General features: G+C 57.4%; 25 protein-coding genes and 1 tRNA gene. 9 read left to right on the top strand and 17 right to left on the bottom strand.

The window, feature by feature from the left end:
* Positions 1-432: 432 nt before the first annotated feature.
* The 3 genes from JMN37_RS07730 to JMN37_RS07720 all read right to left on the bottom strand — a co-directional run bounded on the left by JMN37_RS07730 (position 433) and on the right by JMN37_RS07720 (position 1,953).
* Positions 433-506, bottom strand: a tRNA-Leu gene (locus JMN37_RS07730).
* Positions 507-563: 57 nt separating this feature from the next.
* Positions 564-821: a HypC/HybG/HupF family hydrogenase formation chaperone gene (locus JMN37_RS07725; RefSeq protein WP_070362538.1), complete on the bottom strand. Its 258-nt coding sequence runs from the start codon at positions 819-821 to the stop codon at positions 564-566.
* Between the two features lie 7 nt (positions 822-828).
* Complete coding sequence (locus tag JMN37_RS07720; RefSeq protein ID WP_252931543.1) at positions 829-1,953, bottom strand: reducing hydrogenase subunit alpha; 1,125 nt, start codon at positions 1,951-1,953, stop codon at positions 829-831.
* Between the two features lie 51 nt (positions 1,954-2,004).
* On the opposite strand from JMN37_RS07720, the gene JMN37_RS07715 reads away from it, so the two are divergent.
* A complete protein-coding gene (locus JMN37_RS07715; RefSeq protein ID WP_071573925.1) occupies positions 2,005-2,340 on the top strand; it encodes a hydrogenase maturation nickel metallochaperone HypA/HybF in 336 nt (111 codons plus the stop codon).
* Here JMN37_RS07715 and JMN37_RS07710 read toward each other — a convergent pair.
* From JMN37_RS07710 to JMN37_RS07685, 6 genes are all read right to left on the bottom strand, one after another.
* Entirely contained in the window at positions 2,318-2,869 is a 552-nt protein-coding gene (locus tag JMN37_RS07710) for a HyaD/HybD family hydrogenase maturation endopeptidase (protein WP_083433294.1), read from the bottom strand. The genes JMN37_RS07715 and JMN37_RS07710 overlap by 23 nt on opposite strands.
* A 3-nt stretch (positions 2,870-2,872) precedes the next feature.
* Entirely contained in the window at positions 2,873-4,105 is a 1,233-nt protein-coding gene (gene cybH / locus JMN37_RS07705) for a Ni/Fe-hydrogenase, b-type cytochrome subunit (RefSeq protein ID WP_084028583.1), read from the bottom strand.
* Positions 4,102-5,841, bottom strand: a complete 1,740-nt coding sequence (locus tag JMN37_RS07700; RefSeq protein ID WP_252931542.1) for a nickel-dependent hydrogenase large subunit — start codon at positions 5,839-5,841, stop codon at positions 4,102-4,104. The genes cybH and JMN37_RS07700 overlap by 4 nt, the downstream gene beginning before the upstream one ends.
* Positions 5,842-5,879: 38 nt before the next feature.
* Positions 5,880-7,121, bottom strand: a complete 1,242-nt coding sequence (locus JMN37_RS07695; protein ID WP_083329509.1) for a hydrogenase small subunit — start codon at positions 7,119-7,121, stop codon at positions 5,880-5,882.
* A gap of 167 nt (positions 7,122-7,288) precedes the next feature.
* Complete coding sequence (hypB, locus tag JMN37_RS07690; protein WP_252931540.1) at positions 7,289-8,107, bottom strand: hydrogenase nickel incorporation protein HypB; 819 nt, start codon at positions 8,105-8,107, stop codon at positions 7,289-7,291.
* A gap of 16 nt (positions 8,108-8,123) precedes the next feature.
* A complete protein-coding gene (locus JMN37_RS07685) occupies positions 8,124-8,468 on the bottom strand; it encodes a hydrogenase maturation nickel metallochaperone HypA (protein ID WP_070362543.1) in 345 nt (114 codons plus the stop codon).
* A 47-nt stretch (positions 8,469-8,515) separates the two neighbouring features.
* On the opposite strand from JMN37_RS07685, the gene hypF reads away from it, so the two are divergent.
* Positions 8,516-10,813 (top strand): carbamoyltransferase HypF, encoded by a 2,298-nt coding sequence (gene hypF / locus JMN37_RS07680; RefSeq protein ID WP_252931538.1) that lies wholly within the window; start codon positions 8,516-8,518, stop codon positions 10,811-10,813.
* A gap of 23 nt (positions 10,814-10,836) precedes the next feature.
* On the opposite strand, the gene hypE is transcribed toward hypF, so the two are convergent.
* Positions 10,837-11,931: a hydrogenase expression/formation protein HypE gene (gene hypE, locus JMN37_RS07675; RefSeq protein ID WP_070479136.1), complete on the bottom strand. Its 1,095-nt coding sequence runs from the start codon at positions 11,929-11,931 to the stop codon at positions 10,837-10,839.
* Positions 11,932-12,171: 240 nt separating this feature from the next.
* Here hypE and JMN37_RS07670 point away from each other — a divergent pair, with 240 nt between their 5' ends.
* The 6 genes from JMN37_RS07670 (at position 12,172) to JMN37_RS07645 (ending at position 16,952) form a co-directional block, all read left to right on the top strand.
* Positions 12,172-12,441 (top strand): HypC/HybG/HupF family hydrogenase formation chaperone, encoded by a 270-nt coding sequence (locus tag JMN37_RS07670; protein WP_070362546.1) that lies wholly within the window; start codon positions 12,172-12,174, stop codon positions 12,439-12,441.
* A 36-nt stretch (positions 12,442-12,477) separates the two neighbouring features.
* Positions 12,478-13,617 (top strand): hydrogenase formation protein HypD, encoded by a 1,140-nt coding sequence (hypD, locus tag JMN37_RS07665; RefSeq protein ID WP_252931531.1) that lies wholly within the window; start codon positions 12,478-12,480, stop codon positions 13,615-13,617.
* Positions 13,618-13,704: 87 nt separating this feature from the next.
* Positions 13,705-14,259, top strand: coding sequence for a hypothetical protein (locus JMN37_RS07660; RefSeq protein ID WP_070362548.1), 555 nt, complete (start codon positions 13,705-13,707; stop codon positions 14,257-14,259).
* 84 nt (positions 14,260-14,343) lie between these two features.
* The gene (locus JMN37_RS07655; RefSeq protein ID WP_071573944.1) at positions 14,344-15,210 is read left to right on the top strand and encodes an ABC transporter substrate-binding protein; all 867 of its coding nucleotides are present in this window, start codon (positions 14,344-14,346) and stop codon (positions 15,208-15,210) included.
* A gap of 6 nt (positions 15,211-15,216) precedes the next feature.
* Positions 15,217-16,158, top strand: coding sequence for an amino acid ABC transporter permease (locus JMN37_RS07650; protein ID WP_070362549.1), 942 nt, complete (start codon positions 15,217-15,219; stop codon positions 16,156-16,158).
* Between the two features lie 2 nt (positions 16,159-16,160).
* Entirely contained in the window at positions 16,161-16,952 is a 792-nt protein-coding gene (locus tag JMN37_RS07645) for an amino acid ABC transporter ATP-binding protein (RefSeq protein WP_070362550.1), read from the top strand.
* Between the two features lie 53 nt (positions 16,953-17,005).
* Here the strand turns inward: JMN37_RS07645 and coaD are convergent, their stop codons facing one another.
* The 6 genes from coaD to JMN37_RS07615 are packed head-to-tail and all read right to left on the bottom strand — an operon-like array spanning position 17,006 to position 23,406.
* Positions 17,006-17,515, bottom strand: a complete 510-nt coding sequence (coaD, locus tag JMN37_RS07640; protein WP_070362551.1) for a pantetheine-phosphate adenylyltransferase — start codon at positions 17,513-17,515, stop codon at positions 17,006-17,008.
* 3 nt (positions 17,516-17,518) lie between these two features.
* Positions 17,519-18,103: an RsmD family RNA methyltransferase gene (locus tag JMN37_RS07635; protein WP_252931530.1), complete on the bottom strand. Its 585-nt coding sequence runs from the start codon at positions 18,101-18,103 to the stop codon at positions 17,519-17,521.
* 16 nt (positions 18,104-18,119) lie between these two features.
* Complete coding sequence (locus tag JMN37_RS07630) at positions 18,120-20,222, bottom strand: ATP-dependent DNA helicase RecG (RefSeq protein WP_252931528.1); 2,103 nt, start codon at positions 20,220-20,222, stop codon at positions 18,120-18,122.
* Between the two features lie 3 nt (positions 20,223-20,225).
* Positions 20,226-21,788 carry a DAK2 domain-containing protein gene (locus JMN37_RS07625; protein WP_252931527.1) on the bottom strand — a complete coding sequence of 521 codons (1,563 nt, stop codon included), beginning with the start codon at positions 21,786-21,788 and terminating at the stop codon, positions 20,226-20,228.
* Between the two features lie 11 nt (positions 21,789-21,799).
* A complete protein-coding gene (locus JMN37_RS07620) occupies positions 21,800-22,444 on the bottom strand; it encodes a uracil-DNA glycosylase (RefSeq protein WP_070362555.1) in 645 nt (214 codons plus the stop codon).
* Entirely contained in the window at positions 22,441-23,406 is a 966-nt protein-coding gene (locus tag JMN37_RS07615; protein WP_252931524.1) for a thiamine-phosphate kinase, read from the bottom strand. The genes JMN37_RS07620 and JMN37_RS07615 overlap by 4 nt, the downstream gene beginning before the upstream one ends.
* 31 nt (positions 23,407-23,437) lie before the next feature.
* On the opposite strand from JMN37_RS07615, the gene JMN37_RS07610 reads away from it, so the two are divergent.
* On the top strand, positions 23,438-24,409 hold the full coding sequence (locus JMN37_RS07610) for a DUF3515 domain-containing protein (protein ID WP_252931523.1): 972 nt from the start codon (positions 23,438-23,440) through the stop codon (positions 24,407-24,409).
* Here JMN37_RS07610 and JMN37_RS07605 read toward each other — a convergent pair.
* Positions 24,406-25,470: a D-alanine--D-alanine ligase family protein gene (locus tag JMN37_RS07605; RefSeq protein ID WP_370296005.1), complete on the bottom strand. Its 1,065-nt coding sequence runs from the start codon at positions 25,468-25,470 to the stop codon at positions 24,406-24,408. The genes JMN37_RS07610 and JMN37_RS07605 overlap by 4 nt on opposite strands.
* Between the last annotated feature and the right edge of the window lies 1 nt (position 25,471).

Raw genomic sequence — 25,471 nt, 5'->3', positions numbered from 1 at the left:
AGGCACACATGCGTGAACGCGACCAAGCCAACTCACCCGACGGCCGGCCGAAAGTCTACGACACCGGCATCGACACCGACTTCAACCCCTCCTGGGCCATCCGACACGGCTGGGCAGGACGCTCATAACCCCAGCACAACACCCCACAACCCACCCATCCCGGCCCCCAAAAAGCACACATTTTGTCACTTAAGTCGACACGCCGAGAAAAGCACACATTTTGTCACTTAAGTCGAAAAGCTGTTTTGGAACGTCAGCGGATTCGAGAATACGGTCGTAATCGAGTTAGCTGATGAGAACTTCGCCCGCCTCGTCCTCACAGTTGATGACCCAGTCACAACTGTTGAACGCATCAACGAGTTGGCATCAGCCTGATAGCTAAGTTTCGTACAAAAGGAGCCTGGTCGAGGGAATCCTCGACCAGGCTCCTTGTGCCCCAGGTGAGACTCGAACTCACACTGGACGGGTTTTGAATCCGTTGCCTCTGCCAATTGGGCTACTGGGGCGTGCCTGCTCAATATAGCGCACGGCGCGAGCAGAACAACAATCGGACGCCGTTAAGGTCAGCGCACAGTAGAGCCGGGTTGGTTTGGTAGCAGATCAAACTCATCGATTGCCTCGAACGAGGCCTGCGCGTCATCTTCCGAAATGACGTCCATTGCGAATCCATTCTGGATGAGCACCCACTGCCCCACCTCAACTTCTGGAAGATATGCGAAGCAGCATGGCCGCTCCTCACCCTTCATATCGATGGCCCCCATCGGCATGGGGCTGGACAGGTCGCCAGTGCTGAGCACTTTCGCTGGAACTCCAAGACACATCGCTACATCATTTCCTTTCAATGTTGATGTTCATGGCGCCTTCCGGTGCCGAGGTGCACGGCAGGCAAGGGTCTGCGCTACGGATCGCATGCTCCATCTCCGCGGAAGTCGATGCCTCTGTGAGCATCCGAGCAAGCCATCCCTCATTTTGCGCGGTAGGGCTCAAAATCTGGCAATCGATCAGATTGCCGTCTTCCACAGTGTAGCGGTGCACCAACAAGCCTCGAGGACCATCAACGATGCCCGTTACGGTGCCATCGCGCAGTGAATTATCGACGACGACCGGCTCAGCCAACAGCTCAGGAACCTGCAAAAGCTTTTCGATATCGTCGAGTACCGAGCGCACAAGCGCAAACTGGGCGTCGCGCGCGCTCAGATGGGGGAATCGCGCAACTGGGCCTACCCGGTAGTCGCGCCAGTGGCCGTCGATAAGTACCTGGGGCCGCGGGGTGATAGCACCGGGGTGCTGCTCTCGAACGTGCTCATAGAAATCATGCGCTGGGAACAAATGCAGCTCACCCTCGAAACGCGCGGCAATGCACTCTCCTAGTGGATCTGCTGCGCCGTCGGCATCACACGCGAAAAGGTCGGCAAGCTTTGGTGGATGCTGTTCCACAGGCTCAACCGGTTGGGAAGGCAAGAGACTACGGATCGTCGAGACGCCTTCAGCTGCGCGCTTGACCTCATCGGCATCGGCGTGTGCGTGCACTCCCCCAGGAATCGCAACATCGGGAAAGTGACCCGGACAACCGGCGGCACGCAGCACCAGCTTCGCAAACTTGCGGATCTCTAATCCGTGGTCAGGCAGCAGGCGCGGTGCGAGCGTGTCAAGGACCGAACCCGCATGAAGAAGGCGCCGGAGCTGCACGGCCTGCTCGCTCATCGAATCGCTCGACCCAACAAGTTGGTCAAGTGCTCGCATCCCCGCCAAGTGGTGCGTTACCGGGCACAGCCCACAGAGTCGCGTCACGATAGTCGGAACTTCGCTCGCGCGCTTGCCCACTAACAGCTTGTCTACGCGCGGCACGCCGGCGATGTCGAAGCGTGCGGTGCGTTCATTGCCCTCGCCTTCAACAATGACTGTCGCTGCAAGCGGATCGATGACGGCGTCAAGAAACAACTTCTCTGACATTTTCCATGCTCCTTACTCGCGTTGCCTACCCCAATTGAACATAATGGGGGTATGCATGAATTGAGTCTACTTCGCGGGGTAATCGATGCAGTGAACGAGTCGGTGCCCGGCCGAAACGTCCTGGCGGTCGGTATGAAAGTAGGCACGCGCTCCGGGGTTGATGTGTATGCGCTTCGCCAAGCATGGGATCTTGCACGCGTCGATACAACGTGTGCTCAAGCCCGGCTCGACTTGGACATTATCCCCGCGGCAGTCTGGTGCCCTCAATGTGAAGATACCGTCGAGATTGACGAATACTTCGCGCTGCGATGCCCTAAATGTGACACCCCCACTGCAGATCTGCGTGGGGGTGACGAGTTCCAAGTTACTTGGGTTGATGTTGAGTAGCTTCTGATGTCCACTCCTTTAGCAGCTGCCGGGCCCGCTGCACTGCTTCTGGAATTGCAGCACTGATCTCCTCACTCAGCGATGTACGGAATTCGACGTCGCGCGCCGTGATACCCACAACCGCCACGTTGTCGGGTTCTTGACCTGTGAGGCGCGCGGCGCTCAACAGGTCCAGCAGTCCCACCTGGTGAGGCGATAGCTGCTGTTGCAATAGGCGCGGAATTTGATCACCGACGAGCACAGCCACATCACCTGGCTGGCCCTGTTTGAGCCCATCGAGCACCAGCAGGTAGTCGGCGTCCTGCACCATGGGTAGGATCTCCATGCCAGACGTTCCTCCATAGATGAAGTTCACGCCCTGGATCGGGTCCGCCTCAAGCTCGCGGAGGATGGCCAGCCCAACTGCGTCATCCGCCATGATCTCGTTTCCAATGCCAATGACGTTGATAGTGACGCCATCAAGCGTCACCAGCTCAGGCGATGGCACCGGGACATCTGGCGCGGAACGAAGCTTCCTCGTGACCGTCATACTCTACTCAACCTCAGGGCCGTCAACCGGCTTCGTGCCCTTCGGCAACCAAACACCGCCGTTGATCATTGCAGACAGGCCACCGTGGCGCTCCGTCGCATCGGCACGGAACACAAGGTAGACGTGCAGAATGACGAAAGCCCAAATAATGAACATGATCAATGCATGCACCAAACGGAAGTATGGGATGCCGATCCATTCCACGGGTGCAGCCATGAGCCGCCAGAACCAGCTATCCTGCTTGGGCAAACCGAAAAGCGCAAGACCAGAGTAAATCTGCACCATACACATAGCGTAAATGCCCGTGTACGCCGTCTGCTGGAGACCATTGTGGCCAACACGTGGTGGCGGTTCGTTCGTAAGGAGCAGGTAGTACTTCGTCTGCTCCCACATCAACTTCAGATCATCTTGGCTTCGCACTGGCCACAGTGCCCGCCACTTCATCTGTCGTGTTTGAGCGAACACCATAATGGCTAGGCGCCAGATAGACAGTGCGATCCACGCGAAGGCTGCAATGAAGTGGATGAGACGGTTCCAGCCCATGAGCATTCCGGCATCGTGAGCATTCGAAGGACCGAAGAATGGATCCATGATGTAGTAACCAGTGATCGTCATCATGATGATCAAAATCATGTTGATCCAGTGCTGCCAACGCAGTGCAACCGGCCACATCTCGATGCGGGTGTAGCCGCCCTTGGATACAGGACGCGGACGGACATGGTCGCCGATGCCGAATGCAATATAGCCTTTGAGTACAAATTCACCGGTCTTGTCGCCATCTACAGGTGCAACGGCGACGCCCATGCATCGATTGCCGAACTTCGAAACTGTGTCGACGTTCTGCATCATCGTCTTCATCTCATGCTTATCCCATGCAGATGCTTGAACTACCGATGCAAGGTCTCCACGCATGACCGCTACGTCCTGGCGCTCGCCGAGCAACTTTGCGTTACGCACGACCGAAAGCGAGTACTTTCGGCTTGGCGTCGCGGGGCTGAAGCTCTCCACGGTGCCGTAGACGTAGTCGGGGTCAACAGCACGCAGCAGCGCCTGATCAACAGGATCTGGCGAGTTTGCCGGCTGCGACGATGCCAGGCGCAACAGTGTTTCCGCACCGATATCGTCTATCGGCCGTGATTCTGTGACGCTCAACACCAGATTTTTATCTGGAGCGATCTTGCGAGTCTCAGGCACGCCACCCGAGCTCGAAGAAGCACGGTTTAGCTGGGTGCTCATTGCGTGATCACCTTCACAAGTTCATTGCCTTCCGTGTCCAGCAGGTGCACAGCACAGGACATGCATGGATCAAACGAGTGGATGGTGCGAAGTACCTCTAGCGGTTCCTCTGGGTTGGCCAGCGGGTGCTTGCCATTCGCCAGAGATTCCTCGTATGGGCCCATCTTGCCCTCAGGATCACGACCACCGGCCAGCCAGGTGGTCGGCACGACGGCCTGGTAGCGCTCCGTCTTACCATCCTTGATCTTGGTCCAGTGGCTGAGAGAGCCACGGGCGACTTCCATCATGCAGAAGCCTTCTGATTCCTTCGGCCAGGAAGAAGGTTCCCACTTGCTGGAGTCGAAGACGTCGTAGTCACGCTTGCGCAATCCTTCGATGAACTCGGGCAGCAACACATTGGTCATGGCCTCAGAAGTCGTTACAGCTTCCAGAGCACGAGCCAGCGTACGGCCACCGGTCGAATTCAGCTGTTCGAGCTTAATGCCGAGCTTCTTCAGCGCATCATCAACGAGGCGCTTCGTGCTTGGCTCGTTCTGAGCATATGCGAGCAGGATACGGGCAACTGGGCCAACCTGAACGACGTGGCCGTCGTAACGCGGCGCCTTAGACCAGGTGTACTCCTCGTTATCGCCGAGCCATTTATACGGCAATTTAGGACCGGTGTAATCGGCGATAGTGTCGCCCTCAAATGGGTGTTTGCCTTCGTTCTTGTCATCCTGTGCGAACCATGCCGAGGAAACGTATTCCTTGAACAGGTCCGGATTGAGCTCATGGACCTTGGAGTAGTCACCGTTGAGCAGTACACCCGGAATGATGTCCGTGTGCGTGTACCCCATGGTTCGCTCCATGTGATCACCACGAACTGTTGCGCCAGCCATACCAACCGCGAGGAAGTTCGGGGCAGCCGCACCAATATCAAAGTAATCCTTGTACACGCCCATAATCGCCATTGCGTCAGGCAGGTACACACCGTTGATGAACTCATGGATCTCTGCGACCCAGTTCTTGATTTGGTCAATCGAAACCTGGTTGACCGTCTCTGACTTATCCTGGTCGATCGTGCAGGCCATACCCCCGACGAGGAAGTTCGGGTGCGGATTCTTACCGCCAAACACCGTATTGATGCGGATAATCGAGCGCTGGAACTGCAACGCATCGAGGTAGTGCGAAACCGCCATCAAGTTTGCTTCTGGTGGCAGACGGTAGTCCTCGTGGTCCCAGTAACCACCGGTGAAGATAGAAAGCTGACCGGAATCAAGAACCGAGTTCAAGGTGTCTTTCACCTGCTGGAACTTGTCGACGGAGTTGAGCTTCCAGTTCGAACCTATCGATTTCGCAAACTCGACTGCCTTCTCTGGGTCAGCCTTTGCTGCGGAGACAACGTTCACCCAGTCAAGGGCGTGCAGGTGGTAGAAGTGCACAACATGGTCGTGGATTTCCTGGCTTGTCAGGACGAGGTCACGAATAAGCTGCGCTTGCTTTGGGATGTGGCTTCCAATCGCATCCTCGACGGCAACAACACTTGCCAGGGAGTGGACGCCAGTGCAAACACCACAGATACGGCCAACAAACGCCCAGACGTCACGTGGATCTCGACCTTCTACAATCTTCTCAATGCCGCGAAACATCGTGGTCTCGCTCCAAGCGTTGGTGATGGTGCCGTCTTCGACTTCCATCTCCATGCGGAGGTGACCCTCGATACGCGTCAACGGGTCTACAACAACTCTTTCAGCCATTTTTAGTTGCTTTTCCTTTCAATCGTCGTGAACGCCGCTTACGCGGATGGGTTGGGTCGGTGGTGTCCATCAGTATCGGTGGTGGTCGCGAACGCCTGATCACCCTCTGCCATAAGTGCTGAGATATCCTCGGGACCGTCTTCTTCGCCAAAGGCCGCAAGAGGCTGAACTTCGCCACTCTTGCGACGGATGCCAACCTCCTTGACTACGCTGAGTGCGCCATGGACTGCGGTACCAGCGGCGGCGACACCAATGAGGCCGAGGCCAATCTTGCCAGCGGAAGCTTCTTGACCGAATGCACGAACATTCGGCAGTTCCTCGTAGAACGGAGTAAACCGGTCAAAGAAGTCCTTTTCCGTACAACCGATGCACGGGTGACCAGCGCCGATCGGCCAGCCGGACTTGAGGTTCCATTGGATGATCGGGCATGGCGAGAAGGTCGATGGGCCCTTGCAACCAACTTCATAGAGGCACCAGCCATTACGAGCGCCTTCGTCATCAAACGTGCGCACGAACTGGCCCGCATCGAAGTGTGGACGCTTCGGACAGGAATCGTGAATGCGCTGATCGTACGCAAAGAGTGGACGACCCTCTGCATCCACCTTTGGTGGCTCACCGTGGGTCAGCAGGTAGGTGATTGTTGCGGTGATAACTTCACCGATAGGCGGGCAACCAGCCACGTTGATGACTGGCTTATCCTTGATAATTTCGTCAACACCCACTGCCCCGGTCGGGTTTGGACGAGCAGCCTGTACTGAGCCATACACTGCACATGCACCTACGGAAAGGATTACGGTTGCGTTCTCTGCGGCTTCGCGGAGAACTTGCTCGGCGCTCTTGCCGCCGATCTGGCAGTATGCGCCACCTGCACCAGTTGGAACAGAGCCGTTGACCACCAGAATGTGCGGTTCCTTGTTCATCTCTTCCAGTGCCTGCTCGGCTGCGTGCCCTGATGCAGCCATCACGAGCTCGTTGTAGTTCATCGACAGCTGGTTCAAGACGAGGTCCTCAACTGTGGAGGAACCGGAACGAAGCACCGACTCCATACAGCCGGTGCACTCCTGTAGCTGAAGCCAAGCAACCATTGGCTTCTTTACATCACCGAGCGCCTCGGCAATTACCTCAGTCTCTTCAGCGTTGGCGCGTGAGGCAAGCGGCGCACCCACTGCAAACACTGCAGCCATAGAGCTGCACATTTTAAGGAAGTCTCGACGCTTCACCCCCTTCTTCGACAGGTTTTCCCAAAGCGTTCCACTCTGCCAAGTGTCTTGTAGAAGCATCGATTTTCCCTCTCATGCGAGAGCCATGTGCCGGCACATACTCCGGCCCATACCCCTCAAATGAACGTGTACAGATTCCATCAGCGGTCAAGCTGCATGCTTAACGCATCTATAGGGCCAGGGTATCAAGACATGAAAGTAATTCCGGTGTCGTGAAGCCGGCAGGGCTAGAAATCTACCCCCGATTGGGACATAAGCCACTCATTCCACTCGTCTAATCCTTCCCCCGTTGTAGCTGAGGTAAGGATTACCTTCACTCCAGGATTCACCTTCTCAAGATTTTCCTTGAACAGATCGAGATCGAAATTCAGGTAAGGCAGCAGGTCAACCTTGTTTACGACGACCACTTCGACACTCCGGAACATGACCGGGTACTTCAGCGGCTTATCCTCCCCCTCGGTAACTGAGGCAACCATTACCTTATGATGCTCTCCAACTTCAAATTCAGCCGGACACACTAGGTTGCCAACATTTTCAATCAGCACCATATCGACATCATCGAGGTTGAGCCCCTTTAAAGCATGCGCAACCATCGGAGCATCGAGGTGGCACTCGCCCCCAAACCCGTTCCCGGTATTGAGCAGACTTACCTGTGCACCGAGGTTTTCCAAGCGCTCTGCGTCTAACGCAGTTTCGATGTCACCTTCTACAATCCCGAAACGGATTTTGTCCGCGAGCGCTTCCAAGGTTTTACGCAGCAGCGTCGTCTTTCCTGCTCCCGGGGAGCTCATCACGTTGACGCAAACCACGCCGTGCTCTTCAAACGCGGAACGGTTTGCGGCCGCTTTTACATCGTTTTCCGTGAAAATATCCTCAAGCACCGCGATGCGTTCACGTCCAGTGTCATACCCAGTGTGGTCTCCGTGCTCAGAGTGCTCCGCATCTACTCCCACGTGGAGGTGATCGTGTTCGTGGTGGTGCGTGTGATCATGCGAATGATCGTGGCTGTGAACAGTCCCGTCGTCGTGGCGGTGGAAACGTCCCATGCTTCTTTTCTCCTTCTTAACGGTCAGATGTCACATCAATGTCTACGACAGCGAATTCCTCGCCCGTAATCACACTCGTGGGAGCGTTGCATTCCTGGCATCGGACGTCGAGATACTCATTGGGGTCGAGTATTCTTCGATGCCCGTTGCTGCACTCGATCTCGGCTGGAACCCAGTCGATCCGCAGCTCCGACTTTTCCATGGGGCTCCCCTTTGTGACGAACCCCCAGGCATACTCGAGTGATTCCGGCACGACTTGTCGCAGCGCACCGATTCGGAGGTGCACCGACAGCACTGTTCGTCCGCGCGCTGCGCGCTGAACTGCTGACGCTAACTGATGACTTAATGCAACTTCATGCACAGCACCTAGCCTAGGCGATTATTCAAGAAGTTTGTAGAGTATGCAGCATGGGAGCACAGAGCAGAGTCCGCGTCTTTCTCGAAGGCATTGTCCAGGGGGTGGGAATGCGTCCGCACGTCGCGCGAATCGCACAACGCTTCGGCCTTACTGGACTTGTCGGCAACAACGAGCGCGGAGTCTTTATCGAGTTTCAGGGCGACGCAACAGCACTCCACAATGCGCAGAAGACGCTTATCGACGAGCTCCCGCCTCTCGCTCACATTTTGGATAGCCAAACGTCTTCACTCCCACTCGTATACGGCGAAACGGGGTTTCGGATTGTCGAGTCAGAACATGTCGAGGGAGAAAAGACACTCATCTCCCCTGACATGACAACGTGTGAAGCCTGCCTAGCCGATATTGATGACCAAGACAATCGGCGCTACCACTACCCATTCACCACTTGCACGCACTGCGGACCACGTCTTTCCATCATTACTTCGCTCCCCTACGACCGCGCGACTACCACCATGCGTGAATTCCCTATGTGCACACAATGCGAGGAAGAATACACGAACCCAGACGACCGGCGGTTTCACGCGCAACCAATAAGCTGCCCACATTGCGGCCCTACTTTGTGGTGTACGGATGCCAACGGTGCCGTCCTCGCCGAAACGCGAACGGATGCGCTTGCATTGGACCCCGGCAAATTCGACGAGCTCGTGCTCAAGGTTCAAAACGCCTGGGAATCTGGTGCGGTCGTCGCGGTCAAAGGGATTGGTGGCTTTCACCTGATGTGCGCGGCGGAAAACGAAGAGGCCGTCGAAAAGCTGAGGGAGCGCAAGCGCCGACCCGACAAGCCTCTCGCGGTGATGGTGCCAAATCTCGACGCCGCCAAATCCATTGCAACACTCAGTAAAGAAGCGGAGGATCTTTTGGTATCGCCGTCACATCCGATCGTGTCTGTTCCGCTTCACGAAGGAGCACTCTGCGAAGGTATTGCGCCTGGTTTGAGGGAAGTAGGCCTCATGCTTCCGTATTCACCACTGCACCATCTGTTGGTTGACCGACCTGTGGTAGCTACCTCGGGCAATCTCAGCGGCGAGCCTTTATGCGTCACTAATGAAGAGGCACTTCGGAAACTTACGCACCTCGCGGACATGTTTGTGCTCCACGATCGTGAGATTTATGTGCCCGTGGAAGACTCGGTCTACGTCGATACGACGCTTGTTCGGAGGTCTCGCGGACTGGCGCCGATTCCAGTGCTGCTCGACACTGAGCGAAAGCCCACTGTCCTAGCGGTAGGGGGCGAACTCAAGAACACGGCGACTCTGGCCGTTGGGCGGTACGCACACGTCTCCTCGCATGTAGGCGATATGGGGTCATGGGATGCTCAGCGGCACTTCGAGAAAATGGTAAAACAGCTCTGCTCAATACAAGGCGCACAACCCGACGTTGTTGTGTGCGACATGCACCCTGGCTACCAAACTTCGATGTGGGCGCAGCGTTACGCTGACCAGCGTGACGTCGAGCTCATTGAGGTCCAGCATCACCACGCACATGCACTGTCACTGTTGGCTGAGCATCAGCGACTATCGACGCCCGCCGTCGTTGCAGCTCTCGACGGCACCGGCTACGGAACGGACGGCACCATTTGGGGTGGCGAAATACTTCATGTATCCGACGATGGCAACGCCGAGCGGCTCTGGCACCTACCACCATTTTCCCTCGTAGGTGGCGATAAAGCGGTGCGAAATCCGTGGCGGATTGCGCGCGGTCTCGCATATAGCTGGCAGCTCGAAGGCCTCAGCGTGCCTCCTGAGGTTGATCTAGACGAGTTGCGATTAGTCGACTCTCAGCTCAGCAGCGGGTTCGGCACCACTGCAACAACTTCGATGGGACGTCTCTTCGACGCGTTCGCATCGATACTCCAGGTTCAGCAATCGGTGAGCTACGAAGCGCAAGCAGCGATGGAGCTTGAGGCCCTCGCAGGCAAGTCTCGCCTTTCGCTGGCAGAAGCGCTTGACGCAACCGAAGATATTCGATCGTTCCCGCATCTTGCACAATGGGTGATCAACGCAACCCTAGATGGAACACGCCTCTTCGAAGACATTGCCCGAATTGCACACGCAGGCATAGCGACACTCGTTGCTCGCTCGCTTATTGACGCCGCCCAAGAAGAAGCAACCGAGGTCATTGGCATCACGGGGGGCTGCGCCGTCAACCGCATTTTGATGACCGACATCTTGCAAGTACTCCGGCACCAACACCCCTCATTGACGGTGTTAACGCATAAAAAAGTGCCCGCCACCGACGGCGGGCTCAGCCTCGGCCAGGCGGCCGCAGGAAGGATCTGGTCGCGGTAGCGAACCCATGCAGCCTCAGGAAGTTAACAGATTCGTGGCAACGGATCGCCGACCAGCTTGTCGACCATACGGGTACCACCAAAGCCGGTGACCAACACCACCGCTGCAGCTGGTTCCTCGACGATCTTTCCAACCACCGCCGCCCCTTCAGCGCCTGCTGCATGCAGCGCCGCGAGTGCTTGGTCGGTCTGGTCTTCCGGCACTACCGCCGTAAACGTTCCTTCGTTCGCGACGTAGAGCGGATCAATGCCCAGCATGTCGCAAGCGGCGCGCGTCATCGGCTGCACAGGGATCTTCTCGTCGTGCAGTGCAACGCCGTAGCCAGTTGATTCTGCAAGTTCGTTCATGACTGTCGCTAGACCACCACGTGTGGCGTCACGCATCCAACGAGTCTCGGGGGCATCGGCGAGCATCGCCCGCACCAAACTTGCGACCTCGCGCGAGTCGGACTCGATCGGTGCTTCGATTGCGAGGTCTCCGCGGGCCATCATGACCGCCATACCGTGGTCTGCGATCGGGCCAGAAACGATAATCCGGTCACCAGGCTTGACTTTTGCAAAACCGAGTTCCCGTCCAGCAGGTACTACGCCGATGCCTGCTGTATTGATATAAATCTTGTCCCCAGCACCCTTCGGAACTACTTTTGTGTCGCCAGTCGCAATCTGTACTCCGGCGCGTTCTGCTGCGGTGCGGAGATTCTGCGCGATCCGGCGAAGCGTCTCTACTTCAAGCCCTTCTTCCAGAATGAAACCCACCGAAATATACTTCGGCTCCGCACCACCCACAGCAAGATCGTTGACGGTACCGTTTACCGCGAGATCCGCGATGGATCCACCCGGGAACTCTATCGGGTTCACCACATAGCTGTCGGTTGTAAACGCCAGCGTCCCGCCGTTCAAATCGAGGTCCAACAGCGTCGAGTCTTCCCCCTGTGAGAGCAGATCGTTGCCGTACTCGTCGAAAAATACCTGCTCTAGCAGTGTCGCGCTCGCCTTTCCGCCCGCCCCGTGTGCGAGCGTGACATATTCATCCTTCAAGCGTCCGCCACGACGACGCACTCGAGCAATGTTGTCATTGACCTTGGACTCATCAACATTGAGGCGGTTTTTAGGCTGCACAGCACTTTCCTTTTCTCATTTTCGCAACTGGCCACCGTGTGGAATTGCTACGAATAGTTCCGTGTGTGAATTCTACCGCCGGTACCGCGTTTTGGGTTTTCGGGGCTTGAAGGTTGTGGGTGACGCGCATAGTTGGCTTGCTGGGTACTTTTAGAAATGCACAAATCATGGGCAATAATGTAAAACGGAATAAGCACGAAAAAGTGTGAAAATAATGCAATCGATGGAAGGCTCTGCTTTATGTGTCTGGGAGTACCAGCGCAGGTTGTCGAAATTAAGGATCCCACCCGCGCAACAGTCAGCATCTCGGGAGTAACCCGTGCAATCTCCACTGACCTTCTTGTTGAAGAAGGACTCGAGGTCGGCGAATGGGTGCTGGTACACGTAGGATTTGCGCTGTCAAAAATTGACGAGGATGAAGCCGCGACAACCCTGCAACAGATTCAACAACTCGGCGCAAATACGTTTGAGGACGAGCTCGATTCGTTTACAACCTCAAGAATCGACTAAGCCACCGCCCCCTACGTTCCTAAGAAAGGACCCCACATGAAATTCGTCGATGAGTTTCGCGACCCAGCCGCAGCTCGCCAACTGATTGCAACCATTGAGGAACAGGCGAAGCAACTCGACCGCCCGATTAAGCTCATGGAAATCTGCGGTGGGCATACCCATACGATCTACCGCTACGGCCTGGAAAATCTTCTCCCCGACTCCATCGACCTCGTTCACGGACCTGGTTGCCCAGTCTGCGTCATTCCAATGGGCAGGGTCGATGACGCACTCTGGCTTGCAAACCAGCCTGACGTTATCTTGACCACGTTCGGCGACATGATGCGTGTTCCAGGCTCCGAGGAGTCACTGTTGCAGGCTCGTGCACGTGGTTGCGACGTTCGCTTTGTCTACTCTCCACTGGACTCTCTCAAGATCGCGGAGGAGAACCCGGATAAGCACGTTATCTTCTTCGCAATTGGCTTTGAGACGACGACGCCATCCACCGCTGTGACGCTAACCGCCGCCAAGCAACGCGATATCCCAAACTTCTCAGTCTTTTCTAACCATGTGACCATCGAGCCACCACTGCGTGCAATCGCCAACGGGGGTGTCACGGAGGTTGACGGCTTTATCGGGCCCGGCCACGTAGCAACTGTGGTCGGCACAAAGGCTTTCGATTTCCTGGCTGAAGAATTTAACCGGCCAGTCTCCGTTTGCGGCTTCGAACCTTTGGATATTCTTCAGGGCGTTGCCCAGTTGCTGGAGCAGTTTACGTCGGGCGACATTGCCGCGGGCAAGGCACGCGTCCAAAACCAGTACGCCCGCGTCGTGCGCCCAGAGGGCAACCCTTCAGCGCAAGCGCTCTTGGATAGGGTCTTCGATATACGGGACGAGTTCGAGTGGCGTGGCCTTGGAACCCTTCCCCATTCCGGAATGGCCATCTCTGAAGAGTTCGCCAAGTGGGATGCGGAGCGCATTCTCGATGTGCCCGGCAACCGAGTCGAAGACCCCGCGGCATGTGAGTGCGGGTCTGTCCTGACCGGCCACATCAAGCCGTGGCAGTGCAAGGTCTTCGGTACCGCCTGTACGCCGGACACCCCGATTGGTACCTGCATGGTTTCCCCAGAAGGAGCCTGTGCCGCATATTACAACTTCGGAAGAATAGATAAAATCACCACTTCTTCCCTCTCTTAGATTAGTAAACCCCCAGGTCAGAACTGCCTGGGGGTAAAATCTTTCGATTTGTTAGCGCAAAACTGTCCGAGTGGGTATTATTCACTCATGCGCAAACGTATCACGGCCGCGGTCACCGCGGCTTCTCTCATTGCAACGGCTTCGGTGGTCAGCCCTTCCGCACTTGCGGAAATCCCAGCCCCCGAAGCACCTGCTACAAGTTCGATAGACTCTGATAAAGACGCCGGTGAAGCTTCTAGCGCGTCCGAGGGCGAAAAGAAGAGCTCCCTGGATCAAGACCCAGAGAACGACCCTCTCTACATTCCGCCCGAAAAGAACCCAGTGCAGAAAATCTCCAGCTCTGAGCTATTCCTCAAGTGGACTGATGACATGCCAGAGGGCGACGGCAAGGACTTTGTTCAGGGATGGGCGAAGGGGTCGTCGATACCAAGCACCGCAAACCCGCTCGAATGGACTAAAGCTGAGGTACAGGGATCTTCGAATATGGTCCGTGGATTGTTCACTGGTAATTTTGCTCAAAGTTCTCAGGGCTCAAGCCAAGCGACAGCACCAGTGCTTCTCGCAATGTTGAGTGTGTTTCTGGTTGGACAAACGGTAGAGCTCATCATGCGTGGGCTGCGATCGCTTCCAACCCCACGCTAGAAACAATCCCAAACAAGGTCGAAAACAATGAACCAAAACAAACGCTTTGGCAAGGCGACGAGGGTCCTCAGCGCGTTCACGTTGATGATGGGCGTTGGTCTTCTCAGTGGCTGCGTTACCAACGTGGAAGGTGGCAACCCAGATGGCTGGGAGCCTATTGAGCCTGCTACCGTTCCTGAGATTGCGGCGATGGTGCCCGAGAATGTCTCGAAAGACGGCAAATTCTCAATTGGCGCCAACCCACCATTCGCCCCCTTCGAGTTCAAAGACTCACAAGGTAATTTGATCGGGCTGGAGCTTGACCTCGGGCGCGCGCTTGCCTCAATCATGGGTCTCGAATTCGATCCACAGGAGATGGATTTTTCTATGATCCTACCTGCGGTTCAGGCAGGCAGCCTTGACGCTGGCATGTCTGGATTTACTGATAACGAAGAGCGCCGCAAAAGCTTTGAGTTCGTTAATTTCCTCTTCGCAGGAATCCAGTGGGCTCAACTCACCGGTACGCATGTGAACCCAGAGGATGCTTGTGGTCTCACAGTTGCGGTTCAGCGCACAACCGTTTCCGAGACCGATGACGTGCGTCCGAAGAATGATGCTTGTATTGAAGCAGGAAAACCACCCATCACCATCCTGTCGTTCGACACCTCTGACAACGCGGCGCTCGCGGCACTGGTTGGCCGTGCAGATGCCTTTAGTGCTGACTCCCCTGTCACGTCTTGGGCGGTCGAACGCTCCGACGGGAAGCTCGAGCTCGTGGGTGACATGTTCGACGCAGCACCATACGGAATCGCGGTGCCAAAAGACTCAGGTCTGAGCACTGCGCTTGCCCACGCAATGCAGCATCTCATCGACACTGGCGATTACGAGCGCATTTTGGCGCAGTGGAACGTACGAACTGGCCTGCTCGATACCGCGCTTATTAACGAACAGCCCCTTACAGAATGGAAGTAACAGACCATGACCACACCATCTACTAGCCAAAGTCGGCCTGCCAGAATTGAAGCGAAACCGTTACGGCACCCAGGACGGTGGGCGCTCGCGGTCCTGCTCGGCGTCCTCGTTGTCTGGTTTATTATTGGCGCAGCCAAGAATGAAGCGTATGGGTGGGACACATACGCGCAGTACCTCTTCGATACTCGAATCGCGGTAGCTGCTCTACACACCATTGCGATTACGGTCCTCGCGATGCTTATTGGCGTGGTCGGCGGTGTGCTCCTTGCCGTGATGCGTATGAGTCCCAACCCGGTGTTTCGCACCGTAAGCTGGGTTTTCCTCTGGATTTTCCGCGGTACCCCCGTGTACGTTCAGTTGATGTTCTGGGGCCTGATCGGAGCAATCTACGACTCCATCAATCTCGGGTTTACGCAAATCTCCCTCGATCCGTTCACCTCTTCCGCATTTGCTCTCGCCGTCGTTGGTCTGGGCCTCAATGAGGCCGCCTACATGGCGGAAATTGTCCGCTCGGGTGTCTCCGCTGTTCCAGAAGGACAGATTGAAGCGTCGAAGTCGCTGGGCATGAGCTGGTCCCAGACCATGACTAGGACAGTTCTTCCCCAAGCGATGCGCATTATCATTCCGCCGACAGGAAATGAATTTATCTCCTTGCTGAAGACGTCTTCGTTGGTTGTTGCGGTTCCTTACTCCCTGGAGCTGTACGGCCGCTCGATGGATATCGCTGCAGCGCTGTTCCAGCCGGTTCCGTTGCTGCTTGTGGCAGCAACGTGGTACTTGGTAATCACCTCCTTGCTGATGGTCGCGCAGCACTACCTGGAGCGCTACTTCGACCGGGGCGCAACCCGCCAGCTCACTGCCCGGCAGCTCGCTAGCTTGGCCGACGCCGAAGGCACAATTCCAAACAACGTCGAGATCATTGAAGCTCCAGAAAGGAACCAACGGTAACCATGGCTTCTCCTACATCTTCTTCCCCCGCCCAAACGCCAATGATCCAAGCGGTTGACGTATGGAAGTCCTTCGGCAGCTTGGAAGTACTCAAGGGCATCAACCTCGAAGTAGCTCCGGGTTCTGTTACCTGTTTGATCGGTCCTTCCGGCTCCGGCAAGTCCACATTCCTTCGCTGCGTTAACCATCTTGAGAAGGTCACTGCTGGTCGCCTGTACGTTGATGGTGATCTGATCGGGTACCGCGAAAAGAACGGCACGCTCTATGAGATGAGCGAGAAGGATGCCGCAGTCCAGCGCCGGGACATCGGGATGGTCTTTCAGAGCTTTAACTTGTTCGGGCACCGCACCGTGCTCGACAACATCATTGAAGCTCCGGTCCATGTCAAGGGCGAGTCGCCGGAGAAGGCAAAGGTCCGTGCGATGGAGCTTCTGCGCATGGTCGGTCTCGAATCGAAGGCGGACGCCTACCCGATCCAGCTTTCAGGTGGTCAGCAGCAGCGAGTCGCTATCGCTCGTTCGGTCGCGATGGATCCAAAGCTCATGCTTTTCGACGAGCCCACGTCCGCACTTGACCCGGAGCTTGTCGGTGAAGTGCTGCGGGTGATGAAGCAACTTGCGCAGGATGGCATGACGATGTTGGTGGTCACACACGAGATGGCATTCGCGCGCGAGGTCGCAGATCACGTTGCATTCATGTCCGACGGTCAGATCGTCGAGTACGGCACCCCTGAACAGGTGCTCGACAACCCTCAAAAGGAACGCACGAAAGCCTTCCTTTCGACGATATTCTAGCTTGAGCGCCCAATCGGAGCCCGGTAGATCTTCTTGGCTGATCTTCCGGGCTTTTACTTTACTTCGCGCAGGCGTTCGTTCATCGCCTGCATAACCGCCGGAGGTACCAGTCCCCCGATATCGCCTCCGAAGCGGGCGACTTCCTTGCATAGCGAGGACGAAATGTAGCCGTACTTCTCGTCAGTGAGCAAGAAGAACGTCTCAACACCGGTGAGGCGGCGGTTCATCTGCGCCATTGGCAGCTCATACTCATAGTCAAGTGACGATCGCAAGCCTTTCACCAGGGCAGTAATGCCGTGTGCGCTGGTGTAGTCGACCAACAACCCACCCCAGCTGTCTACTTTCACATCCGGCATGTCGGCGACGGCGGACTGGATCAAGGCGACTCGTTCCGCCACTGTAAACATTCCAGTTTTCTTGGTTGGGTTCCCAGTTACCAGAACGACTACTTCGTCGAAGTGGCGTCGAGCACGGTCTACGATATCCAGGTGCCCGTTCGTGAAGGGGTCGAACGACCCGGGGCACACCGCAACGTTACGGGCCGAAGCTAACGATTGGGCCATAACTCACTCCTCCTGAGCGTCTGAGGGGGCTGTATACACAGCCATATCGAACCGTGCGATCCCGTACAAGCGCTTCTTGAGTTTCTGTCCCGTAGGGGTAAACGCGGGCGGCCATGCGGTCTCGGGGCTTTCGCGGTGACGTTCGATGACGACCACGGCGCCGTCGACGAGTAGCTCCTGCAACGCAGTGACCATTTCGGCCACGGCTTCATCGGCAAGGTCATAGGGTGGATCGGCGAGTACCATTGAAAAGTGCTGCTTGGGAGCACGCGCCACATACGTGGAGACTTTCACGGGCTCGACGCGGGTGTTCGAGTGCCCGACAACGCCCGCATTGTGCTCAATCACCGCGACCGCTTTCGGGTCGTCTTCCACAAGCACCACTTCCTCAGCGCCACGCGAGGCTGCCTCCAGCCCTAGTGCGCCGGATCCCGCAAAGAGGTCAAGGACGTGCTGCCCAGGGAACCCAAAGCGGACCTGCAGAGAGGAAAAGAGGCCCTCTCGCGCGCGGTCCGACGTTGGCCGTGTCCCCTCCGGTGGAACTTTAATCTTGCGCCCACGGGCTTCACCAGAAATGATGCGATTCATGGTACTCACTCTAGCTTTAGCTCTTTTCTAGGTACACAAAGTCCTCATCTTGGAGGTGTGCACTGAGCGCCCGTGCCTTCTCAAGGTCTTCTTCGACAAAGCGGGCCGCATCGCGGTACGCACTGGTAACGATCTCGTAGTCCTCAATCAAGTCGATCAATTTAAACGTGCGACGGATACCTGACTGCTCTGTTCCGAGCACGTCACCCTCACGGCGGTGGCGCAAGTCTAGATCGGCAAGAGCAAAGCCATCGCTCGTCTGAGCAACCTCCCAGACCCGCTGAAAGGCATCACTGCCTTCTTCTGCCTGTGTATGGAAAAGACACAGAGATTGATTGCCGCCTCGCCCGACTCGGCCTCGCAGCTGGTGCAGCTGTGAAACGCCAAAGCTTTCTGATTCCCGTACCATCATGACAGTCGCGTTCGGCACGTCTACGCCAACTTCGATGACGGTCGTAGCTACCAAGATGTCAATGCCACCCGCTGCAAAATCGGACATCACAGCGTCTTTTTCCTCAGCACGCATCTTGCCGTGCAGTACGGCTACTTGCAGGCTTGGGAACTCGGTAGCGCGCAACCACTCGGCAGTCTCAAGGACACCACCCTCGCCGTCAATACGCGGGCACACAATGTAGACCTGGTGGCCAGCCGCGACATCTTCCCGCATCTTCTCCCAAGCACGTGCAATCCACGTCGGCTTGAACTCCGGCACAACTGAGGATTGAATAGGCTTCCTTCCGCCTGGCAGCTCGTTGAGCACCGAGACCTCGAGATCACCAAAGACGGTCATTGCGATTGTGCGCGGGATCGGCGTCGCTGTCATGACGAGTAAGTGCGGAGTCTGCGCCCTTGACTTTGCGCGAAGTCGGTCGCGCTGCTCCACGCCAAAACGATGCTGCTCGTCGACAATGACGAAGCCAAGGTTAAAGAACTCCACGCTGTCTTGAATCAGCGCGTGGGTGCCCACGACTATGTCCGCCTCACCCGAGACAATCTTGAGGAGGGCATCTTGCTTCAGTGCCGTCGGCATGGAGCCTGTGAGTGGCACCACGGTCGTGTGCAGCCCGGCGCGCATGAGTGTCTCTGTAAGCGATCGTGCGTGTTGCTGCGCGAGCACCTCGGTAGGTGCGAGCAGGGCTGCTTGAGCGCCGTTATCAACCGCTTGGAGCATGCTGATCAGTGCGACGATAGTTTTGCCGGAGCCGACCTCTCCTTGGAGGAGGCGGCTCATTGGGTGGGCGTGAGTCAGGTCGGTGGAGATTTCCTGGATGACGCGTTGTTGCCCGCCAGTGAGTGGGAATGGGAGTTGTGTAATGAGTCGGGATTGTTCGCCGTTTGGTTGTTTGGGAAGGGCTGGAGCGTTGTGGTTGTTTGCGTCGGTGCGTCGCACGCTCATGGCGAGTGCGACGGTCATGGCTTCGTCGTATTTGAGGCGTCGGCGGGCGGGTTCGGGTCCTTCGGTGTCAGGTTGGTGAATGGTGCGGATGGCGCTGTCGCGGGCGATGTATCCGTCAGGGCTTGCGCCGAGGGGTTCGGGGACTGTGGGGAGGCTTTGCAGGATGGTGTGGACGGCTCCCATGATGGTCCAGGTGCTGACCTGTTTTGTTGCCGGGTAGATTGGGAGCCATTCGCGTCCGGAGAGGATTGCTTCGAGGTCGCCGAAGTGTTGGAGTTGTCGTAGTGCTCCGGTGGCTTGGGTGGGGCCGTCGAGTAGTACGAAGTCTGGGTGTTGGAACTGGATTTCGTTGCGGTACGTGCTGATTTTGCCGGTCATCATGACGCGGGTGTGTTCTTTGAGCACTCGCATGGCGTAGTTGGAGCCGAAGAATGTTGCGGTGAAGGTGTTGGTGCCGTCGTAGACGTGGGTTCGGTAGATGGGTCGGTTGGGGTGTTTTCTGTTGGGGATGCGTTGGGTAGCGGTGATTTCGCCGACGATGCTGAGTGTATCGCCTTCATTGATGGTGGCAAGGTCGGTCGCGGTGCCGTAGTGGAGGTATCGGCGTGGGTAGTGCTCGAGGAGCTCGCCGCAGGTGCTGTATCCAAGGTGTTTGGTGATTGCCTTGGCTTGTTTCAGGGGGATGACGAGGTTGAGCGGCCTGGGGTCGATGTTTCCTAGCACTTCCTATTCGACTCCGATCTCGGCGACGGCACCGAGCCCGTCTGCGGGGAAAACGATGACGTCGACGTCGAGTTTGTCGTCGAGTGCCGCGAGGTCTTCGGCGCGCAGTGATGCGGTATCGAAGAGTACGGTGACTTGTTCCCCACCGGGCTCGAGGAGGCGCTTGCAGGTCTTTTCGACGGCGGCTATCGCGTCGTCAGCGATCAGGAGTGTTTCGCCGTGTGCCATGGCGATGATGTCGCCCTTCGAGACTGCCCCTCCTTGCACGAGCCCGGCTTTAGGGGCGCGCTGGAGGACAGCGGTTCGCATTTCTCCGGCGGCCTCCGACATGGTGAAAGCTGCCGTCGCGAGTGGTTGGGCTGGGTCATGAACGGCGAGCGCCGCGATACCGGAAACAAGCCGCACGGTAGGAAGCAGGGTGATGCTTTGTTCGAAGGCGTGGGTTGCTTTCTCCACTGCGGCGAGGCTTCGCTGATCAAGCAGTCCGTTCGGCAGCAAAATAACTTCGCGAGCTTCGGTTTTGTGGACGGCGGCGAGGATGTCCGCGACAATATTCTCGCCCGGCGCGACTGTTACCGCACCTGCCTGCGCGTAGAGATCAGTAAGTGATCCGGGAGGCGTCACTGCGACAACCAGTCTTGTGGGAGTTTGCGTGACAGGTTCGTCCGGGAGCACTTCGAGATGCAGTTGTGTCACGGTACCGCGGGCGAACGCGCGCTCAATCACTGCGCCGGCCTCGGTGGAGTGAATGTGGACTTTGCCGCTGTGCTCGTTATTGCGAGCGATCACAAGACAGTCGCCCATGGTGGTAAGTTCGCCCTCAAGGACATCCATGTCGCCTTCGAAGAAGAACATGACTTCCAGGTTTGCCTTGCCACTTGCGTGTGAGATCACGTGAGAGGTTCCGTGTGTGGCAGGCTGCGCTACCTCGTAGGGTTGGCCGTCGAGTTCGTATACAAGTGATTCCAGGAGGATAACGAGGCCGGTGCCTCCTGCGTCGACGACGCCCGCTTCCCGTAACGCTTCCAGCTGTGACGGGGTACGTGCAAGTGCAGTTTCCGCAGCGTCGGCGGCAGCCTGTGCGATGCTCAACGCGGGTGCTTCTCCCCCTGAATCCTGCAGCGCTTGCGATGCCGCAGTCGACGCCGCCCGCAGCACCGTGATCACGGTGCCCTCTACCGGCTCGGCAATTGCGCGGTCAACAAACTGCACTGCTTGGGCAAGCGCGTTCGCGATGAACTGCCCGCTTCGAGTATCTTCATCGGCGGTTTGCGCGACGCCTCTGATGACCTGGGACAGCACAACACCCGAGTTGCCACGCGCGCCGCGAATGGCGCCAACAGCAAGCGCTTCGGCTACTTCCTGCATCGACTGAGCATCAGATCTTTTCGACGCCTCTTCGACAGCCGCCGCCATCGTCTGCGCCATGTTGGAACCAGTGTCCGCGTCCGGGACGGGAAACACATTGAGCTGGTTGATCTCGTGTCGACGACGTTCGAGTTCTGCCGCTGCCCGACGAGCCCAGGACAGGAGCCGTGGTCCATCGAGTGCAGTTGCTGTTTCCATGGTCAGACAGTCTACAGTGCCCAGTCGACAGGTGAAGCACCCTGTGCAATGAGCGCCTGATTTGCCCGACTGAATGGCCGCGACCCAAAAAATCCCCGGCGCGCCGACAGCGGCGACGGATGTGGGGACTCAATCGTTGGCGTACTCCCGAGGAACTGTTTCGCAGTTTGTGCGTCTCTGCCCCACAGGATCGCAACCAACGGAGTATTACGCTGAGCGAGCTTTGCGATTGCGTGTGCGGTCACCGCTTCCCAGCCCTTCCCGCGGTGTGACGCCGGCGCGCCGGGCCGGACTGTGAGTACTCTGTTGAGCAGCATGACTCCGTTTCGCTGCCAAGAGGTCAAGTCCCCGTCGGCTCGTGGGGGGATACCGAGGTCATCGTTGAGCTCCTGGTAGATGTTTACCAACGATCGGGGCGGTTTCACGCCTGGCTGCGTCGAGAATGAGAGACCCATGGGGTGGCCGGGCGTCGGGTACGGATCTTGGCCCAAGATGAGCACACGGACATCTTCAAATGGGGTCGAAAACGCACGGAGAATGTCTTTTCCGGCAGGCAGGTACGCGGGTTCACCGCGGAGAAAGTCTCCCATCGCGTGGATGGCAGGTTCTACTTCCGCCAGCGGTTCCTGCCAGGAAGGGTGGACGGGTAAGTTCATGAAAATGGCTCCCATTCATGGCGCGCGGTGTGTGCGACGCCGTCGATTTCCACGCCGACTTTGCGTGTGACCGTACCGATCGAACGATACCCCACGGGTGCGTCCCCATCGATCGTGCCCAGCAATGTGTGGTCTTCTCCCCCGTTGAGTACCCAGTCCCATGGGTCGACGCCTAGGAACTCACCGGCTTCTCGCAGCTGATCACTTGGGGCTACAGCGGCGCGCGAGATGTTAATCCCCACGTTCGAGGCCCGGGCTATCACGCCCAGATCGTGCAGTAGCCCGTCGGAGTTGTCTGTCATGGCTGTAGCCCCTGCTGCTCGTGCAACAACCCCGCGCCCAGGAGTCAGTTGCGGGCAACGGTGCGCATGTACGATATCCGCAAGCCGTTCCGGGATTTCCCGTCCGGACTCCAGTAGTGCAAAGCCTGCAGCAGAATAGCCGATTTTCCCGTGCGCTATCACTCGCTGCCCCGGACGCGCTTGGCTCAAGCGCAGTGGCGGCAAACTGCCTCCTAACGAACCAATCGCGGTAATCGCGATCGTCAGTTGGTTCCCACTCGTGATGTCCCCGCCGACGAGTTCGCTCGAGTATCGCTCCAATTCGAGATGGATCCCTCGTGCAAGCTCACTCACGACGGCGAGCGGGGTGTCCGGAGGCGCCGAGAGCGCGAGTAGCGCGGCAACGGGGCGAGCACCCATCGCCTCGATGTCGGCGAAGTTTTGCACGATGGCTTTGCGCCCCAACAAAGCAGGGGTGGTCGTCGAAAAGCGAAAGTGCTGTCCCTCCACAAGCATGTCCGTTGTTACGACTGCGCGGCTATTCGGCGTGTGCGATTCGAGCACTGCTGCGTCATCACCGTTGAGCGGCGATGGCGATGCACCAACGATGGCGTCAATCGTTGCTTGTTCTCCCACCTCCCGGAGCGTCGGGCCGTGCGTGGGAAAGCCGACGTTACTCACCAAAGTGCGCCTTTCAGTAGACTTGTACGCCATGAAAGATTCCACTGGCGCGTTGCATGATTCACAGATTAACCGTACAGCGGTCTACATCAGTTTGGGCCTCGCAGTGGCGCTTGTTCTGGGCGTCATTGTGGGTGCTCGGTATTTTTTCCAGCAGGTGGCACTGCAGCCTGTGGCGATGACTGAGCTGCCTTCCCCCGAGGCTGATTCACCCGAGTGCGCTGCGCTCGTGGACAGCCTTCCTGAAAAGGTGCTTGGGCACAAGCGTGCGGAGCTCGCCGCCCCGGCTCCGGCAGGTGCTGCCGCGTGGCAGTCCTCTTCAACTCGACGCGTCACGCTGCGCTGCGGCGTGGAAATGCCCCTGCAGTACACCGAGTACACCCCGGTGTCCTCCCACAATGGTGCAGAGTGGATCAGAATTGACGACGCCACCCCAGGCTCAAGCATGGTCACGTGGTTTAGCGCGGACCGTTGGCCGGTAGTCGCCGTGACTACCGACGCGGAGGGACTCGGCAGGGCAGATACGCCAGTGGACGAGATTAACGTGAGTGCGCTGCCGCAGCGCGATCTTCCCCGCAACCCGGCGCCGCTCTCTGAGCTGCAGCCAGCGACGCATTCAACGGACGGGAGTGGAGCAAACGCATGCGGCGGATTGCTTGCTGCGCTTCCTGAATCGCTCGTCGAAGGCTATAAACGGCTTCCTGAGAACAAAGTGGCTTCGCCGCAAACTGCAGTCTGGACGCAGCTTGGCCACGAACCGATTGTGCTGCGTTGTGGTGTGAACGACCCGGAGCACTACGAGGCCGGAGCGACCTTGCAACAGATCAACGGGATCCCTTGGTTTGAGGACACCATCACTGCAACTGGTACCACCTCGTCGACGTGGTACGCGCTCGGGCGAGAGGTCAACGTTGCGGCCTTTGTGCCCTCAGGTGAGGGCAATGAGGTCATCACCACGCTGACCGAGCTCGTCGAGAAGCACGTCCCCGAACGCAAGTCTTAGTCCGTTGCGCCGTCGGCTGCCCGCAGCGCAGTGCGGACCAGAGTGTCGAGCAGTTTCGGGTAGTCGATGCCGCTTGCGTTCCACACCTGTGGGTACATCGAAATTGCGGTGAACCCCGGCATGGTGTTGATCTCGTTGAGCACAGGACCCTTGTCGGTGACGAAGAAGTCCACGCGTGCCAATCCCTTACAGTTCAGTGCATTGAATGCACGGACTGCTTGGTCCTGCAGGGTAGCTATCAAAGAGGCGTCGTAAGGCGCGGGGATTGTTGCTGTAACTCCCTCTTCCATGTACTTCGTTTCGAAGCCGTAGAAGCCTTCTGCGGAGGCATCAGTTCCATTGAGTTTGGCCGGCACGGAAGCCTCAATGCGGCCATCGGGAAACTCCAGAACTCCAACCTCGACTTCGTCGCCGACCTGCTCCGATTCGACGATCACTTTCGAGTCGCACTCGTACGCTTGATGCAGTGCGGCATCGAAGTCTTCCCACGTGGTCACCTTGGACACACCAATCGACGATCCACCGTTAGCGGGCTTGACGAACACTGGAAGGCCTAGGCGCTGCTTATCCTCATCGAGCAGCAGTTCACCTCCGCGGAGAATCACTTCCGGAGTCACTGTAATTCCGGCAAGTGCCACGAGCTTCTTCGTGTACTCCTTGTCCATGCCACTCGCGGACGCCAAGACGCCTGGCCCCACGTACGGGATTCCCGAAAGCTCGAACATGCCTTGGATTGTGCCGTCTTCACCAAACTGCCCGTGCAGGACCGGGAAAACAACGTCGACCTGCGCGACGGTCTCGCCGGTGGCGACATCAGTAAACTCACCGCGGCGCGAAGGGTTAATGCTCAACGCGATCTCTGCACCACCACGAACTTCGGGAAGCGCCTCTCCGCCAACTGGGTCGATTTCCCCGCGCACCCAAGTACCATCCCGGCGAATACCTACTGGAAACACCTCGTACACCTCGGGGTCGAGGTGGGCCATGATGGAGCCGGCAGAAATACAAGAAATTGAATGCTCGGTGGAACGACCACCGTAGACTACTGCAATACGAATCACA

This window comes from Corynebacterium lipophilum (assembly GCF_024102595.1).
Classification (GTDB): domain Bacteria; phylum Actinomycetota; class Actinomycetes; order Mycobacteriales; family Mycobacteriaceae; genus Corynebacterium; species Corynebacterium pseudogenitalium.
This window is presented reverse-complemented; position numbering and strand designations above follow the sequence as displayed.